Below are 16728 nucleotides of genomic sequence, written 5' to 3'. Positions count from 1 at the left end.
GTTGTTTCCAGTCCTTGATTCGCGGCTAACACATCACTGAGGGATGCGTAGAAAACGCGTCCCGGCTCTTTAAGAGATCTAACGAATGACCCTGAAGACCATCGAAGGTACCTTCATCGCCCCTAAAGGCCGCTACGCTCTGGTAGTGGGCCGTTTCAACAGCTTCGTGGTTGAAAGCCTGGTCAGCGGTGCAGTTGATGCCCTGGTTCGCCATGGCGTGAGCGAAAGCGACATCACCATCATCCGTGCGCCTGGCGCCTTCGAAATCCCGCTGGTTGCGCAGAAAGTCGCTCAGAAGGGCGAGTTCGCGGCAATCATCGCCCTGGGCGCGGTCATTCGTGGCGGTACTCCGCACTTCGAATACGTGGCTGGCGAGTGCACCAAGGGCCTGGCCCAGGTGTCCATGGAGTTCGGCGTACCGGTCGCTTTCGGCGTACTGACCGTTGATTCCATCGAACAAGCCATCGAACGTTCCGGCACCAAGGCCGGTAACAAAGGTGCTGAAGCTGCCCTGTCCGCTCTGGAAATGGTCAGCCTGCTGGCGCAGTTGGAGGCCAAGTGATTAGCGACGATAGCGATCGTTTCAACCCGCGCGATCCAAAGCCTGCGGATGCCGGCAAGCCATCGAAAAGCGCAAAGCGTCGCGAGGCCCGTCAGCTCGCGACCCAGGCGCTGTACCAATGGCACATGGCCAAGCAGTCGCTGAACGAGATCGAAGCGCAGTTCCGGGTCGATAACGATTTTACCGATGTCGATGGCGCGTACTTCCGCGAAATCCTGCACGGGGTTCCGCAGTTCAAGACCGAGATCGACACCGCGCTCAAGCCTTGCCTGGACTTGACCATCGAAGAGCTGGACCCGGTTGAACTGGCGGTTCTGCGCCTGTCCACCTGGGAACTGCTCAAGCGTGTCGACGTGCCGTACCGCGTGGTGATCAACGAAGGTATCGAACTGGCCAAGGTCTTCGGTTCCACCGACGGCCACAAGTTCGTCAACGGTGTGCTCGACAAGCTGGCCCCGCGTCTGCGTGAAGCCGAAGTGAAGGCGTTCAAGCGCTGATTGGCGCTTGAACTGCCATTGCCATGGGTGAGTTTGAGCTGATCCGCAACTTCTTCGCCGCCGCGCCTTGCGCGCAGGGCGGTGAAGGCGTTGCCCTCGGGATCGGCGACGACTGCGCCTTGCTGGCTATTCCTCCCGGGGAGCAGTTGGCGATTTCTACCGATACGCTGGTGGCCGGTGTGCATTTCGCCGACCCCTGCGATCCGTTTCTGCTCGGCCAGCGCTCGCTGGCCGTGGCCGTCAGCGACCTGGCCGCCATGGGCGCCACCCCCGTTGCCTTTACCCTTGCCTTGACCTTGCCGACCGGGACTTCCGATTGGCTGGAAGCGTTCGCCCGTGGTTTGAACCTCATGGCGCAGAATTGCCGTGTGGCACTGGTGGGCGGCGATACCACTCGCGGGCCGTTGAGCCTGACCATGACCGTGTTCGGCCGGGTGCCGACCGGTCTGGCGTTGACCCGCAGCGGCGCACGGCCGGGCGATTTACTCTGTGTGGGCGGTGAACTGGGTAACGGCGCGGGCGCATTGCCGCTGGTGCTCGGCCAGCGGACTGTCGAAGCGGCCATCGCCGATCCATTGCTGGCCCACTACTGGTCGCCGCAACCGCAACTGGCGTTGGGCCAGGCCTTGCGTGGCAAGGCCACCGCCGCGCTGGACATCTCCGACGGCCTGCTCGCCGACTGCGGGCATATTGCCCTGGCGTCGAAAGTCGGGATTCGGGTAGAGCGCAGCAGGCTGCCGTTGTCGAAGGCGCTGCTGGCTTTCCTCGGTCAATCCGACGCGGAGCAAGCCGCCCTGAGTGGCGGTGACGATTACGTGCTGGCCTTCACCTTGCCGCCTGCCGAGTTGCCATCGTTACTGGCGGACGGCTGGCCGATCCATGTGCTCGGGCAGGTGGTTGCAGGGCAGGGCGTGATTCTGCTGGACGCCGACGGACACGACATCACCCCGCCAATCCGGGGTTACCAACATTTTCGGGAGACACCGTGACAGATCATCCCAAACAGGTTCCGTCGGAGTTCGTACCGCCGTCGGTCTGGCGCAATCCGTGGCATTTCCTGGCGTTCGGCTTCGGCTCGGGCACCCTGCCAAAAGCGCCGGGCACCTGGGGTTCGTTAGTGGCGTTACCCTTTATTCCGTTGTGGCAGATGCTGCCCGACTGGGGCTACTGGCTGATGCTCGGCATCACCATGCTGTTCGGCTTCTGGCTGTGCGGCAAGGTCGCCGACGATTTGCGCGTGCACGACCATGAAGGCATCGTCTGGGACGAAATGGTCGGGATGTGGATCACCCTGTGGTTGGTGCCGCAAGGTTGGTATTGGTTGCTGGCGGGGTTCCTGATGTTCCGCTTCTTCGACATCCTCAAGCCGTGGCCGATTCGCTGGATCGACCGGCATGTGCACGGTGGCGTCGGGATCATGCTCGACGACGTGCTGGCGGGGGTGTTCGCGTGGTTGGCGATGCAAGGGCTGGTCTGGCTTTTCGCCTGAAGGCTGCAGTCGAGGACGAAAGATGGCTCGCTGGTTGATGGTGATGGTTTTCGCGACGTTTTGCTCGTTCGCCCAGGCGGGGGATGCACCGACGACGCCGTCTGTGATTCACCTGGCCAGCGAAGCGTGGGAAGACTTTACCGCCGCCGATGGTCGTGGTTTGGGCTGGGACGTGTTGCGCGAAGTGTTCGAGCCTGCGGGCGTCAAACTGGATATTCGAATCGAACCGTATACACGCGCCACGGGCCTGGCACAGCGTGGCGAAGTGGACGCGTGTGTCGGTGCCTATCGGGATGAAGTCAGTGACGTGCTCTATCCGCGCTGGAGTTTCGATACCGATCCGATCTATGCACTGGGCCTGGCCACCAATCCGGCGCCGACCCCGGAAAATCTGGGCAATTACCGTTTGGCCTGGGTACGCGGCTACAAGTACCAGGCTTACCTGCCCAACGTGCAGCGCTATAACGAAGTCGCGCGACGTACCGGGATTCTGCCGATGCTGATCCACAACCACGTCGACTACTACATTGACGCGCTGGACGAGGTTAACTCTATCGTCAGTCGAGCCAAGGATCCGTCGCAGTTCCGCCGCACGCACATCGCGGATTTACCGCTGTACCTGTGCTTCGCCGATACCCCTCGGGCACGGCAGTTGATGGTGCTGTTCGACCAGCGTATGGAACTGCTGGTAAAAAGCGGTCAGCTGAAACCGGTCTTCGAACGCTGGAAGCAGCCCTATCCGTTCGGCTCGAAATGAAAACGTTCAATGCGGGCGCGGGGCAGATATCAAACTTTTTGATCGTTATGGCCGATAATTCAGCCTAAGCGTCTGTAGGAACGTGCTGTTACAATGCCGCCTCTGCGAATCTTCAGTACTTATAGATCAGGAGCACACCGGTGCCTGTCGTTTTTGTCGCCGCTTCCAAGCTGCCAACGCCTTTTGCGCAATTCACCATGCACGGCTTTCTCGATGAAGAAAACGGGCGCGAGCACGTGGTGCTGAGTCTGGGTGAAATCGCCGACGGTGCGCCGGTACTCGGCCGGTTGCACTCCGAATGCCTGACCGGCGATGCCTTGTTCAGCCAGCGTTGCGACTGCGGTTCGCAACTCGAGGCGGCGTTGCAGGCGATCGCCCGTGAAGGCCGTGGCGTATTGCTCTACTTGCGTCAGGAAGGTCGCGGCATTGGCCTGCTGAACAAGATCCGTGCCTATGAATTGCAGGACGGCGGTGCTGACACCGTTGAAGCCAACGAACGTCTGGGCTTCGCCGCCGACCAGCGCGACTACGCCATGTGCCTGCCGATGCTGGAGCATCTGGGCGTGAAATCCCTGCGACTGATGACCAACAACCCACGCAAGGTCAAAGCCTTGACCGACATGGGCATTGTGGTGGCCGAGCGCGTGCCGTTGCACACCGGGCACAACCCGCATAACAAACTCTACCTGGCGACCAAGGCCAGCAAGCTCGACCACATGATGGGCAACGAGCACCAGGGCGAGGCTGACAGGGCGTGACCCGCGGTCAGGTACGGCGGCGACTGTCCGTCAGCTGGTGGCAATACCTGGCGTTGGCCTTGCTGCCGTTGTTCGTGATCAACGGCGTATTCGGTCAAGGCGAGGCGATTCTGCCGGTGCTGGCCATGCCGTTATTCATTGCCGGTGTGGCGTCGATGTTTGTCAGCCTGAAGTTCTTTGGCGGCTACAAACATGCACTGATCGCTACCCAGAAAGCCCTCGACACTCCTGAAGAACCTGCCGCCTGGATCGCCCTGGCCGCGAAACGCCGCACCGCGTTTCTGGTCGCCGGCCTGCCCGCCTGGATCGGCGCACTGGCAGTCTTCGTTGGTCTGGAAGCCGTGCCGCTGATGCTGCTGGCGTTGTCGACGGCGGTGCTGTTCTACCTCTACCGTATCCCGCGTCAACTCGGCTGATGCGCTGCGTCTGGCTGGCAGTCCTGTTGCTGGCCATCGGTGGTCCGGCGGCTGCGGCCGAGCGTGTTGTCAGCCTGGCACCGTCGCTTTCCGAAATCGTGATTGAACTGAATTCGGCTGACCTGCTGGTCGGAGTGCTGGATGCCGGTGAGCGTCCGGCCGAGCTCAAAGACTTTCCTTCGGTGGGCCGCTACGGTCAGTTGGACATCGAACGGTTGCTCAGCCTCAAGCCCGATTTACTGCTGCTCTGGCCGGGCAGTGTGGGGCCGGCTCAGCGTGAACAGCTCAAACGGCTGAACATTCCCACCTATGTCGCCGAACCGCATAACCTCGAACAACTCACTGTGCAGATCGAAGCGATAGCCACGCAACTAGGGCGAGCGGCGCGGGGCGTTGCATTGGCCAAAAAACTGCGTCAGCGACTCGACTCCCTACGCCAGCGCTATCGAAGGGACGAGCCGCTGCGGGTGTTTTATCAAGTCTGGGATCGGCCGCTGTACACCGTGGGCGGTGGGCAGATCATCAGCGATGCGCTACAGGTTTGCGGGGCAAGCAATGTGTTTGCCGATCTGCCACAGCCTGCACCGCAGGTCAGTGTGGAGGCGGTGTTGCAGCGCAACCCCGAGGTGATTCTGGCCAGCGATCAGGCGCAGCTCGAGGCGTGGAAGGCCTGGCCCCAGGTGAAGGCGGTGGCGCAGGGGCAATTGCTGTTGGTGACGGATAAAGGCCTGGAACGACCGAGTGGGCAGATGATCGAAGCGACGGCCAAGCTCTGTCAGTTGATCGCCCCCGATCTTTAACCTGGGGCGAGGGAGCAAGCTCCCTCGCCACAGGGTTTTGCATGTAGCCAGAGGATCAGATATTCAGCAATTGCAGGCGCTGACGCACCGCCTCTTCGATCCCGGCTTCATCCAGCCCGCATTCGGCGAGCATTTGCGCAGGCTTGGCGTGTTCGACGTAGATGTCTGGCAAGCCCAGGTGCAGCACCGACTTGAGGATGTTCTCGCGGGCGAGGAATTCGCTGACCGCGCCGCCGGCGCCGCCCATGATCGCGTTCTCTTCGACAGTCACCAGCAACTCGTGACTGCCGGCGATTTCGCGTACCAGTGCTTCGTCGAGGGGCTTGACGAAGCGCATGTCGACCACCGTTGCATCCAGCTTCTCAGCGACTTTCAGTGCCTCGGCCAGTTGTACGCCGAACACCAGCAGGGCGACTTTGTTGCCCTGACGGCGAACCACACCCTTGCCGATCTCAATCGGTTCGAGGTCTTTCGCGATCGGTGCATTCGGGCCGGTGCCACGCGGGTAACGCACCGCCGCCGGGCCGTTGTACAGGTGGCCGGTGCTGAGCATTTTGCGCAGTTCGTTTTCGTCGCTCGGGGTCATCACCAGCATGCCGGGGATGCAACGCAGGAACGACAGGTCGAAGCTGCCTGCGTGCGTCGGGCCGTCTTCGCCCACCAGGCCGGCGCGGTCGATGGCGAACAGTACGTCGAGGTTTTGTACCGCGACGTCATGAATCAGCTGGTCGTAACCGCGTTGCAGGAAGGTCGAATAGATCGCCACCACCGGTTTGGCGCCTTCACAGGCCATGCCGGCTGCCAGGGTCACGGCGTGTTGCTCGGCAATCGCCACGTCGAAATAGCGCGTCGGGAAGCGTTCACTGAAGGCCACCAGGTCGGAGCCTTCCTTCATCGCCGGGGTGATCCCGACCAGGCGCGGATCGGCTGCGGCCATGTCGCACAGCCACTCACCAAACACACCGGAATATTTCGGCCCGCTGGCTTTTTTCGGCGCGGCGGCCGGAGCGTCCAGCGGTTCGAGTTTGGTAATGGCGTGGTAACCGATCGGGTCGACTTCCGCCGGGGCGAAGCCTTTGCCCTTCTTGGTGACCACGTGCAGGAATTGCGGGCCTTTCAGATCGCGCATGTTGCGCAGGGTGGCGATCAGGGTCGGCAGGTCGTGGCCATCGATCGGGCCGATGTAGTTCCAGCCCAGCTCTTCGAACAGCGTGCCAGGGACCAGCATGCCTTTGGCATATTCTTCGGTGCGACGGGCGATTTCCCAGGCGCCGGGCAGGCGCGACAGGACCTTTTTGCTGCCTTCGCGCATGCTCGCGTAAGTGCGGCTGGAAAGGATTTTCGCCAGATAGTTCGACAACCCGCCGACGTTGCGCGAGATCGACATATCGTTGTCGTTGAGGATCACCAGCATGTTGGCGTCCACTTCCGGCGCGTGGTTCAGCGCCTCGAAGGCCATGCCGGCGGTCAGTGCGCCGTCGCCGATCACCGCGATCGCCTTGCGATCACTGTGTTGCAGGCGGGCGGCAATCGCCATGCCCAGCGCTGCGCTGATCGAGGTGCTGGAGTGGCCGACGCCAAAGGTGTCGTACTCGCTCTCGGAACGACGCGGGAAGGCAGCGATGCCATCCTTCTGGCGCAGGGTGCTCATGCGCGCGCGACGGCCGGTGAGGATTTTGTGCGGATAGGCCTGATGACCCACGTCCCACACCAGCCGGTCGTCCGGGGTGTCGAAAACGTAGTGCAACGCGATGGTCAGCTCGATCACGCCCAGGCCGGCACCGAAATGCCCACCGGTCTGGCCGACCGTGTAGAGCAATTCCAGGCGCAACTCATCAGCCAGGGTTTCCAGCTCGGCTTCGCCTAACCGGCGCAGGCCGTCCGGCGTGTTGGCACGGTCGAGCAGGGGCGTGGTCGGGCGCTTACGGGGAATCTCATGAAACGTCGTGGGCATCAGGCGAATCGTTATAGGTATAAAAGATGCGGCAGTTTACCTGATGCATCGCCCCCTGCCCACGCGTTGGTCTTTTTTGGCGGATACGCCGTCAGTTGCGGCGGTCAACGATGTATCGGGCCAGATCGCGCAAGGGCTCGGCTGCCGCGTCAAACGGTCGCAGCGCGTGCAGGGCCTGGTCGCGCAGTTCCAGAGCGTAGGCCTTGGCCGCGTCGAGACCGAGCAGCGCCGGGTAGGTCGGCTTGTCCCGGGCAATATCGGCGCCCTGGCGTTTACCGAGGGTGGCGGTGTCACTTTCGACGTCGAGAATGTCGTCCTGGACCTGAAATGCCAGGCCGATGGCCTGTGCATAACTCTGCAGGGACTTCAGCTCGTCCTGCTCGGCATGCCCGCTGGCCAGGGCGCCGAGCTTGACGCTGACTTCGATCAGCGCGCCGGTCTTGTGCCGATGCATGTATTCAAGGGCATTTTGATCGAGCTTCAGACCCACTGAGCCAAGATCGATGGCTTGCCCGCCGACCATGCCCGCCGGGCCTGCCGCCAGCGCCAGGGCGCTGACCATCTGCAGCCGGGTTTCGGCATCCGGCGAGCTCAGGTGCGGATCGAGCAGGGCGCTGAAGGCCAGGCTCTGCAAACCGTCGCCGGCGAGAATCGCGCAGGCTTCGTCGAATTTCTTGTGGGTGGTCGGCTGGCCGCGACGCAGGTCGTCATCGTCCATGGCCGGCAAATCGTCGTGCACCAGCGAATAGGCATGGATCAGCTCAACCGCGCAGGCTGCGCCGTTGGCTTGCTCGGCCTTGCCGCCCAGCGCTTCACACGCGGCGTAGGCCAGCAGCGGACGTACACGCTTGCCGCCATTCATCACGCTGTAGCGCATGGCTTCATAGAGGCGGGCGAGCTCAGGGCTCGGCGGGTTGAACAGGGTTTCCAGTGCTGCATTGACGCGGGCCTGGCTGGCTGCCGAATACGCTGCAATCATTCTGGCTGATCCGCGTCGAAGGGTTCCTCGGCCAACTCGCCATCACGCTCGAGCAGCACTTGAACCTTCTGCTCGGCCTGGGCCAGCGCCGCCTGGCAATCACGGGTCAGCCCGATGCCCTGCTCGAAAGCGGTCAGCGAGTCTTCCAGCGACAATTCGCCGTTCTCCAGACGCTCCACCAGCGTTTGCAGGTCAGCGAGGGATTGTTCGAAATCCAGTGCAGCTTTTTTGCGGGCCATGGCGGCTATTTCCGGTTGACGTTAAACCGGCGCGACACTAGCAGACATGGGGGGTATGGGCAAATGAGCTGGGCCATTTGGAGCAGCAGTTCCGGGGTGACAACACACCTTGGGGCGAGGGAGCTTGCTCCCGTTCGGCTGCGCTGCAGTCGCGAGCCTCTGGACTCGGTAGGCCTGAATAAACGCGATGTATGGTTTTGGGGCCGCTACGCTACCCAGCGGGAGCAAGCTCCCTCGCCACAGATGTATGTCGTCTATATAGGTTGTGTGGATTATTCGGCTCACTTTATGAGCCGAATAAGATCGCTATTCGGCTCACGCCCAACAAACACCGTGATTCTCACCGCAAATATAGATGTATCTGATTGTTAAAAAACTGCCGAATGGCTAATCTTCGCGCCTTCAACGACCCTATATTCAGGGTCTTCTGACGAAACGCAGTTTTTTTGATCTGTAACGCGCCGAGGATCAGGCGCCAGGTTTCGTTATGCATGGCAGGAGGCGTCACATGCGTTGGGTTCTTTCACTGCTGATTACGCTGGTCTGCGCTCAAGTGGCGCGGGCCGAGCCCACGGCCGAGCTATCGGAACCGGTGGGCGGCTGGCGCTATCACGGCTTGCTGGACCGCAGTGAAAACCCTCGCGTCGCCTATCCCACACCGCCTATCGACCGGGGCGTGCAGCGCAATCGCACAATGATCGAAGGCCAGCTCAAGGCCCTCGGCACGCTCCGTCCGCCCCACAGCCTGGCGGTCAACGGCAATCCCCTGAATCTGTACACCGACGATCAAGGGCGTTTTGCCCGCCCGTATGCGTTCGGCGCCGGTTCCAACAGCGTCGAAGTGCGCAGTTCCGAGGGCAAGTCGCTCAAGCGCGTTCAATTCTATGAAGCCAATAACCTGCGCACCCCGGCGCGGATTCGCGTGGTGCTGGGCTGGGACGATCCCAAGGCCGAACTCGACCTGCACATCATTACCCCCGACGGCCAGCACGCGTTCTGGGCCAGTCCGGCGATGAGCAACGGTGGTGGGCTGGACCCGGACGGTGTCGATGGCCCCGGTCCGGAAATGTTCACCATGACTGCGCCGATGCACGGCACCTATCTGGTTTACGTGAACTATTGGGGCAACTATGGCAGCGGTGGCTATAACTTCGATGAGAACAGCAACCAGAACGAGGTGATCACCTCGCAAATCAATCTGGTGCTCAATGAAAACACCGTCGACGAAAAACGCGAGACGTTCATCGTGCCCTTGCGGGCGATCGGCGACCTGCTGCTGGTCAAGACTTTCAACTATTAAACATCCCGCACCACGGTTGAATTCAGCCTTGTGAAAATGAGCGTGAACATGAGTGATAACACGATTCCACCAGCAGCTTCCCCGGCCGCCGCACCCGCTGCCAAACCTCCTCGCCGCTGGCCAGCGCTGGTGATCGGGCTATGCCTGGTGGCCGGCGTGGCGGGCGGATTGGGCTGGTTCCTGCACAAACCCAAGGCCCCGCCTGCGCAATTGGCCAGTGACAAACTGGGCATGAGCCGGCCGGACGGTCTGCTCGAAACCCATTCCTTGAGTCAGCTGCCCAAGGATTTGCTGGCCGTGCCGTTCCTCAAGGAAACCCTGACCGAAGATTTCGTCTTCTATTACGAAGCTCACGCCGACCGTCTCGGTTTGATTGGCAGTCTGCGGCGGATTATTTACGAGCATGACCTGAAGCTGCAGGACAGTCTGATCGAGCAGCTCTTCGACCAACCGGCGGATGTGGCGCTGTGGCGTGGGGCGGATGGGCGTCTCAAGGATTTCCTGTTGGTGATGGATCGCGGCGGACTGGCCAAGGTGCTGGAGCCGCTGGCGAAAGTGGCGCTGGATGATTCGCAACTGAGCAAGCTCGGCGAAGTGAAAGTCGGTGCCGACGCCGTCACCCTCTATCAGCTCAACTACAACGCCAGCAAGTCGTTGGTGTTTGCTTCCCATGGCGACAAATTGGTGGTGCTGTCCAATCCGGCCAAACTCTACGACCCGGATAACGGGGCTTTGGAGGAAACCGGCGGCGTTTCGACCAAGGCGATCGCCGCCTTGCTCAACGGCGACAAACTGTTCCCCGAAGCCTTCGGCCTGCCGCCGCGTGCGCCCGAGGTAAAACAACGCCTCTCGGTCAACTCCAGCGTGTTGGCCATGGGTTATCAGCGCTTCATCCCGAACTTTGCCGGCCTGCGTTTCGACATGGATGACAAGGGCTGGCACAGCTTCCTCGCCATGGACGAACTGGACAAGCAGCCGGACTTCGACTTCAAACCGATCTGGCAAGCCATGCCGATGGGCGCCAGCGCTTGCGTGGCTTTGCCATTGGCCGCCGAACAACAGAAACCGCTGCTGGTGAAACTTGGCGCCGAAGAGTCCGTGGCCCAGGCCCTGACCGAACATATGGCCGGTGCCGCCGGCCTGTGCTGGTACGCCGATTCGCGGCTGTACACGCCGCTGCTGGTGGCCAGCCTGAATGACGATGACAGTGCCAAACTCGACGGTGACTTGGGCAACCTGTTCGGCTCGATGGTCGGTGCCTACGAAGGCAATGTTGCCGAGCACGCATTCCCGGTGGTCGAGAAACAGGACGGTAAAACCCACCAGTGGCAGCGCCAGGTCAGCTCCAACTTCGGCCCCTATAAGGCCAAGGATGCCGAGCAGCCGGACGCGATCACCGGCAAAGCCTTCATGCGCGTCAGTCTGGCGCGCCACGGTTCGACGCTGCTGTTCTCCCTCGACGACAAACTCGTCGACAAAGCGCTGGGCACCCTCGACAAACGCTTCCCGCCGCTGGCTGACGTGCTGCCGAAAGACCTGCTGATGCCGATCTATTTCGGCCCCGATTCCATGGCGCAACTGATGCAGCAGGAAACCCTCGACAGCCTGCCGCAGGACATGGAACCGGTGTTCTACAACGCCGCGCAAACCTACCTGATCCCGAAACTGCGCACCCTTGGCGGCTACGGCAAATACGCCCTGACCTTGCCCAAAGGCAGCGAGCCCGACGGCCATTGGCAATGGTTGCCGCTGGAGTGGAAAGCCCTGTGACCGCACTCATCCGAGGCCTCGGCTTGCTGGCGTTGCTGCTGGGGACCCGCACATTCGCCAGCGAAGCCGCCGCGCTCGATCCGCAGCAATCCCAGGTATTCCGTGCCTGGTTCGTGCGCATCGCCCAGGAACAATTGACCCAAGGCCCGAGCCCGCGCTGGTATCAGCAGGACTGCGCCGGGCTGGTGCGGTTTGCCGCCAACGAAGCGCTGAAAGTCCATGACGACAAATGGCTGCGCAGCAATGGCCTGTCCAACCGCTACCTGCCGCCGGAGTTGCAGCTGAGTGACGCCCAACGCGGCCTCGCCCAGCAATGGCAGCAGGGCGGCGGCAAGGTCGGGCCCTACGTCAACGCGATCAAACTGATTCAGTTCAACAGTCATCTGGTCGGCCGAGACCTGGCCCAGGCCCGGCCCGGCGACCTGATGTTTTTCGATCAGGGCGATGACCAGCACCTGATGATCTGGATGGGCCGCTTCATCGCCTATCACACCGGCACCACCACCCCCACCGACAACGGCATGCGCTCCGCAAGCCTGCAGCAACTCATGACATGGAAGGACACCCGATGGATACCCGACGCAGCCAACCCCAACTTCATCGGCGTCTATCGACTGAACTTTCTCTCCCAATGATCGGTGCCCGCATGCTGCGCATTTGCTCAAAACTGCCTCTTTTGCTTGCGTTGGTTCTGCCTCTGTCGGCAGTCAACGCCGAAGACACCGTCGAGCCGAGCGGCTATACGCCGGTGGCCGGTGAAAGCTTTTTCCTGTTGGCCGACAGCAGTTTCGCCAGCGACGAACAGGCGGTGGTACGCCTCGAAGCGCCGGGTCGTGACTATCGCCGGTTCCGTATGGAGCCTTACGGCGGTGCGGACATTCGGGTGTATCGCATCGACAAGCCGCTGGATTTCCTCAAGCGCCAGAAGAACCTGCACCGTGTGGTCAGCGACGGCCAGTTCAAGGGCGAAGGCCTGTCGAACACCCTCGCGTACCTGTGGGACAACTGGTACCGCAAATCCCGTCGGGTGATGCAGCGGGCGTTTTCCTACGAGTCGCGTAAACAAGTCACCGAGGAAGTGCCGGAACTGAAGATGGGCACCGCCATCGCCGCGCCAACGCCCTACGACGCACAGCCGCAATTCGCGTTGATTCCGGGTCTGCCGGTGGTCAGCCAATTCCGTTATCCGCTATGGCAAGCCAAACCGATCCAGCCGCCTGAAGGTGTGAAACTGGTTGGTTCTTCCAGTGAGTTCGTCAGCGTCTCGCCGGGCAACGTTTATATCCCGTTGGGCAACCTGAAACCGGGCCTGTATCTGGTGGAAGCGCTGATCGGCAAGTACCGCGCGACCACCATGGTGTTCGTCTCCAACACCGTGGCCGTGAGCAAGATTGCCGGTGATGAATTGCTGGTGTGGGCTGCGCGCAAACACGAAGGCAGTTCGGTGCCCAAGGTTAATGTGCTATGGACCGACGGCCTGGGCGTGATGAGCAGTGGCGCGACCGATGCCGATGGTTTGCTGCGCCTGAAACACGTCAGCCCCGAGCGTTCGTTCGTGATCGGCGAGGACGAAGAGGGCGGGGTGTTCGTCTCCGAGAACTTCTATTACGACAGCGAAATCTACGACACCAAACTCTATGCGTTTACCGATCGACCGCTGTACCGGCCGGGTGATTGGGTGTCGTTGAAAATCGTTGGTCGCGAGTTCAAGAATGCCCGGGATTCCGTGGCGCCGACCGCTGCCGATGTCAATGTGACGGTGCTCGATGCCACCGGTACTGCGCTGCAGTCGTTGGCGTTGAAGCTCGATTCCAAGGCCGGTAGTCAGGGCCGTTTCCAGTTGCCGGACAATGCGGTGGCGGGCGGTTATGAGCTGCGTTTCAGCTACAAGGATCAGGCCTACAGCAGCGCCTTCCGCGTGGCTGAGTACATCAAGCCGCACTTCGAGATATCCCTGAACCTGGCGAAGCAGGATTACCGCACTGGCGAGCCGGTCAAAGGCAGCCTGGTGTTGTTGTACCCGGACGGTAAACCGGTGGCCGACGCCAAGGTGAGCCTGAGCCTGCGCGCCCAGCAGTTGTCGATGGTCGATAACGAATTGCAATACCTGGGGCAATTCCCGGTGGAGCTGACCAGCGCCGAACTGACCACCGACGCCAAGGGCAACGCGACGCTTGACCTGCCCGCCGCCGAGAAACCGAGCCGCTACATGCTCACCGTGTTCGCCAGTGATGGCGCGGCGTACCGGGTCAAGACCACCAAGGAAATCCTCATCGACCGTGGTGCCGCCAGTTTCCGCCTGAGCGCGCCGCAACGGTTCAGCGCGGTGGGCGACAAGGTTGCCTTCAGCTACGCCAATGAAGGTGGCAGCGAGCAGAGCAAAGCAGTCAACCCGAGCAGCTACAGCTGGGTGCGACTCGAAGATCAGACCACTGGCGAAGGAAAACTCGCCGCCAAGGACAAAGGCTTCAGCCTGGCCTTCGACCGTCCGGGCACTTACAACCTGACGTTGAAGGATGATCATGGCCGCGTGCTTGGCGCGACCGGTCATTCGGTCACGGGTGATGGCGTCAAAGCCGTGCCCGGCACCGTGGAAATCGTCCTCGACAAACCCGAGTACAAGGCCGGTGACGAAGCCCTCGCGTTGATCACTTTCCCCGAGCCGGTCAGCGATGCGTTGTTGTCGCTCGAGCGCGACAAGGTCGAGGCCACGGCGTTGCTGTCCAAGGGCGGCGACTGGCTGAAGATGGAAAAACTCAGCGACACCCAATACCGCGCGCGCATCGCGGTGAAGGACAACTTCGCGCCGAACCTGACGTTCTCCGTGCTCTATACCAAGGGCGGTCAGTACAGCTTCCAGAACGCCGGTATCAAGGTGGTCGCGCCACAGATCGATGTGGCGATCACTACCGACAAAGAGGCGTATCAACCCGGCGATACCGTGTCCGTGGACCTCTCCACCCAGTTCGCCGGCAAGCCGATTCCGGCGCACCTGACGGTCAGCGTGGTCGACGAAATGATCTACGCGCTGCAACCGGAAGTGGCGCCGACCATCGACCAGTTCTTCTACCACCCGCGCCGCAACAACGTGCGCACCAGCGCCAGTTTGTCGTTCATCAGCTACGACGTGGCACTGCCGGGCAGCCCGGGCGCGCCGGGCAAAGCCAACCGCAGCGAGCGTGGGGTGAAAGTGCTGGAGCGGCCGCGTCGTGAAGACGTCGACACCGCCGCGTGGCAGCCGGAATTGATCACCGACGCCAACGGCAAGACCCGCTTCACCTTCAAGATGCCGGACTCCTTGACCCGCTGGCGCATCACCGCCCGCGCCATCGCCGATGACGGTCAGGTCGGGCAAAAGAAGCAATTCGTGCGCTCGGAAAAACCGCTGTACCTGAAGTGGAGCGGCCCGACCAAATTCCGTAACGGCGACAAACCGGATCTTGGCGTATTCGCTTTCAGTCAGGCCGAGAAACCGGTCAAGGCTGAGCTGGTGATTCATTACGCGGGTGCCGAGCAACGTGTGCCGGTCACACTGAACAACGGCGTCAACTACGTCCCATTGCCGGCATTCACATTGGCCAATGGCGATTGGACCGCCGAGCTGGTGCAGGACGGTAAAACCGCTGACGCCTTGGCCGTACGCCTGACCGCGACTGGCGAAGGCTGGCAGGTGACCCAGAGCCAAAGCCTGGACGCGGTCAGCGGCGACACGCCGTTGACCTTGCCGGCGGACGCCACGGATATTCGCCTGCGTCTGGATGACAGCCCGCAAGCAGTGTTCCGCTCGGCCCTCGATGATCTGCTGAGCTATCCGTATGGCGGCGTCGAACAAACCGCCAGCCGTCTGCTGCCGCTGAGCATCGCCTATCCAACGCTGTCGTCGAACCCGCAGATCCGTGATCGCTTGCGTTTGATCATGCAGAACAGCCGCCTGCGTCTGGTGCAAATGGCCGGGCCGTCGGCCTGCTTCACTTGGTGGGGCTTTGACGGCGAGCCGGATGCGTTCCTCACCGCTTACGCCTATTACGCCGACTGGCACGCCAGCAAAGTGCTGGAACTGAGCCTGCCGCCGGAGCACTGGCAGCGGGTGCTTGAGGTGTATGCAAAACAGGCACAGAACACACCACTGTTGCAGCGGGCGTTGATTCTGTCGTTTGCCAAACAGATGCAATTGCCGGTGAACACGCTGCTCAGCGGTTTGATCGACGACCTGGTGAAAGCCGGCGAAGGCAATGCCGCGAGCGTGATGGACGATGGCGCAGAGAGCCTGGTCATGAACGATCCAGATTCGGCCTTGGGGCTGGCCAGTGCTCGGGTGTTGACCGCGTCTTTGGCGCGTCAGGCCAAGGTCAATCTGCCGCCGGCGTTCAGTCGTCAAGTGGATGCTGCGCAACAGCAAGTGGCCGCCAGCGCTCAACCGTTTGTCGAAGCCCTGAACCTGTCACTGCAAGCTTTCGATCAGGCTCATGCGCAAGCGTTGTTGCAACGCCTGTTGCCACAGCAATCGACCCTGGAGCGCGCGTTGGCGCTGACCTGGTTGCAACGCAGCATCGAGCAGGCTTCTCCGACCATCGCATTGGCACCGGGTGAGGGCTGGAAGAAACGTTACAGTGATACCGGTGAGATGTATTGGACGTGGCAGGGCTCTTCGCCAGTGCCGGCGGCATTGTCGCTGACCGGAACGCAAGAGCGCCCGCTACGGGCCATGTTGAGCTTCCAGACCAAACAACCGGCAATCGATCCGATGGCTGTGACCATCACCCGTCGCCTGTCGCGTCTGGTGCCGGGTGATGAAGCGTTCGAATTCAAACTCGAAGCGGTCGGCACCAAGCCGTTGTCCAGCGACAGCCTGTACCTGGACGAAGTGATCATCACCAGCAAAGCCGCGAAACCGCTGCGCTACGGCATGCTCGAAGTGCCGCTGCCACCGGGTGCGGACGTCGAGCGCACCACGTGGGGCATCAAGCTGATGGGCAAGGCCGGCACCGAGCCGACCGCGCTGGAGAAGGCCCGTTTCGAGCCGGGGCAAATGGCCTATGCGGTGCCAGTGGATGCGCTGAGCGGTGAGTTGCGCCTGCGTCATCTGGTGCGCTTTTCGCAAAAAGGCCAGTTCAATCTGCCGCCGGTGCGTTTCACGCAGGTCTACGCGCCGCAGCATCAGGCTCAGGAACAGAAACCGGCACTCGGTCAGGTCACGGTCAACTGAC

The 16728-nt window shown here is 61.6% G+C and carries 15 protein-coding genes; 12 read left to right on the top strand and 3 right to left on the bottom strand.

Annotated elements, in window-relative coordinates:
- Positions 1–85: 85 nt before the first annotated feature.
- The 8 genes from ribH (at position 86) to AC1DQM_RS24770 (ending at position 5279) form a co-directional block, all read left to right on the top strand.
- Complete coding sequence (gene ribH / locus AC1DQM_RS24805; protein WP_003228649.1) at positions 86–562, top strand: 6,7-dimethyl-8-ribityllumazine synthase; 477 nt, start codon at positions 86–88, stop codon at positions 560–562.
- Positions 559–1059 (top strand): transcription antitermination factor NusB, encoded by a 501-nt coding sequence (nusB, locus tag AC1DQM_RS24800; protein WP_007933632.1) that lies wholly within the window; start codon positions 559–561, stop codon positions 1057–1059. Before ribH ends, nusB begins: the two co-directional genes overlap by 4 nt.
- Before the next feature lie 23 nt (positions 1060–1082).
- Positions 1083–2048, top strand: coding sequence for a thiamine-phosphate kinase (gene thiL / locus AC1DQM_RS24795; protein ID WP_477746999.1), 966 nt, complete (start codon positions 1083–1085; stop codon positions 2046–2048).
- Positions 2045–2548 (top strand): phosphatidylglycerophosphatase A family protein, encoded by a 504-nt coding sequence (locus AC1DQM_RS24790; protein ID WP_018925692.1) that lies wholly within the window; start codon positions 2045–2047, stop codon positions 2546–2548. The genes thiL and AC1DQM_RS24790 overlap by 4 nt, the downstream gene beginning before the upstream one ends.
- Before the next feature lie 22 nt (positions 2549–2570).
- Entirely contained in the window at positions 2571–3305 is a 735-nt protein-coding gene (locus AC1DQM_RS24785) for a type 2 periplasmic-binding domain-containing protein (protein WP_064620650.1), read from the top strand.
- A gap of 140 nt (positions 3306–3445) precedes the next feature.
- Entirely contained in the window at positions 3446–4063 is a 618-nt protein-coding gene (gene ribA, locus AC1DQM_RS24780) for a GTP cyclohydrolase II (RefSeq protein WP_018925694.1), read from the top strand.
- The gene (locus AC1DQM_RS24775) at positions 4060–4479 is read left to right on the top strand and encodes an MFS transporter (protein ID WP_305479186.1); all 420 of its coding nucleotides are present in this window, start codon (positions 4060–4062) and stop codon (positions 4477–4479) included. Before ribA ends, AC1DQM_RS24775 begins: the two co-directional genes overlap by 4 nt.
- Positions 4479–5279, top strand: coding sequence for a cobalamin-binding protein (locus AC1DQM_RS24770; protein WP_477746998.1), 801 nt, complete (start codon positions 4479–4481; stop codon positions 5277–5279). Before AC1DQM_RS24775 ends, AC1DQM_RS24770 begins: the two co-directional genes overlap by 1 nt.
- 55 nt (positions 5280–5334) lie before the next feature.
- Here the strand turns inward: AC1DQM_RS24770 and dxs are convergent, their stop codons facing one another.
- The 3 genes from dxs to AC1DQM_RS24755 all read right to left on the bottom strand — a co-directional run bounded on the left by dxs (position 5335) and on the right by AC1DQM_RS24755 (position 8451).
- Positions 5335–7233, bottom strand: coding sequence for a 1-deoxy-D-xylulose-5-phosphate synthase (dxs, locus tag AC1DQM_RS24765; protein ID WP_477746997.1), 1899 nt, complete (start codon positions 7231–7233; stop codon positions 5335–5337).
- Positions 7234–7324: 91 nt separating this feature from the next.
- A complete protein-coding gene (gene ispA / locus AC1DQM_RS24760) occupies positions 7325–8212 on the bottom strand; it encodes a (2E,6E)-farnesyl diphosphate synthase (protein ID WP_477746996.1) in 888 nt (295 codons plus the stop codon).
- Entirely contained in the window at positions 8209–8451 is a 243-nt protein-coding gene (locus tag AC1DQM_RS24755) for an exodeoxyribonuclease VII small subunit (protein WP_007894317.1), read from the bottom strand. Before AC1DQM_RS24755 ends, ispA begins: the two co-directional genes overlap by 4 nt.
- A gap of 508 nt (positions 8452–8959) precedes the next feature.
- On the opposite strand from AC1DQM_RS24755, the gene AC1DQM_RS24750 reads away from it, so the two are divergent.
- From AC1DQM_RS24750 to AC1DQM_RS24735, 4 genes are read left to right on the top strand one after another with little or no spacing between them, the layout of a single operon-like run.
- Positions 8960–9751, top strand: coding sequence for a YfaP family protein (locus tag AC1DQM_RS24750; RefSeq protein WP_018925700.1), 792 nt, complete (start codon positions 8960–8962; stop codon positions 9749–9751).
- A gap of 48 nt (positions 9752–9799) precedes the next feature.
- Positions 9800–11521 carry a DUF2138 domain-containing protein gene (locus tag AC1DQM_RS24745; protein ID WP_064620641.1) on the top strand — a complete coding sequence of 574 codons (1722 nt, stop codon included), beginning with the start codon at positions 9800–9802 and terminating at the stop codon, positions 11519–11521.
- On the top strand, positions 11491–12156 hold the full coding sequence (locus AC1DQM_RS24740) for a DUF1175 domain-containing protein (protein WP_477746995.1): 666 nt from the start codon (positions 11491–11493) through the stop codon (positions 12154–12156). The genes AC1DQM_RS24745 and AC1DQM_RS24740 overlap by 31 nt, the downstream gene beginning before the upstream one ends.
- 11 nt (positions 12157–12167) lie before the next feature.
- Entirely contained in the window at positions 12168–16727 is a 4560-nt protein-coding gene (locus tag AC1DQM_RS24735) for an alpha-2-macroglobulin family protein (protein WP_477746994.1), read from the top strand.
- Position 16728 lies beyond the last annotated feature (1 nt).

It is taken from the genome of Pseudomonas sp. 01L34 (assembly GCF_056400265.1).
The sequence above is the reverse complement of the archived record's forward strand: the minus strand, read 5'-3'. Positions and strand labels throughout refer to the sequence as shown.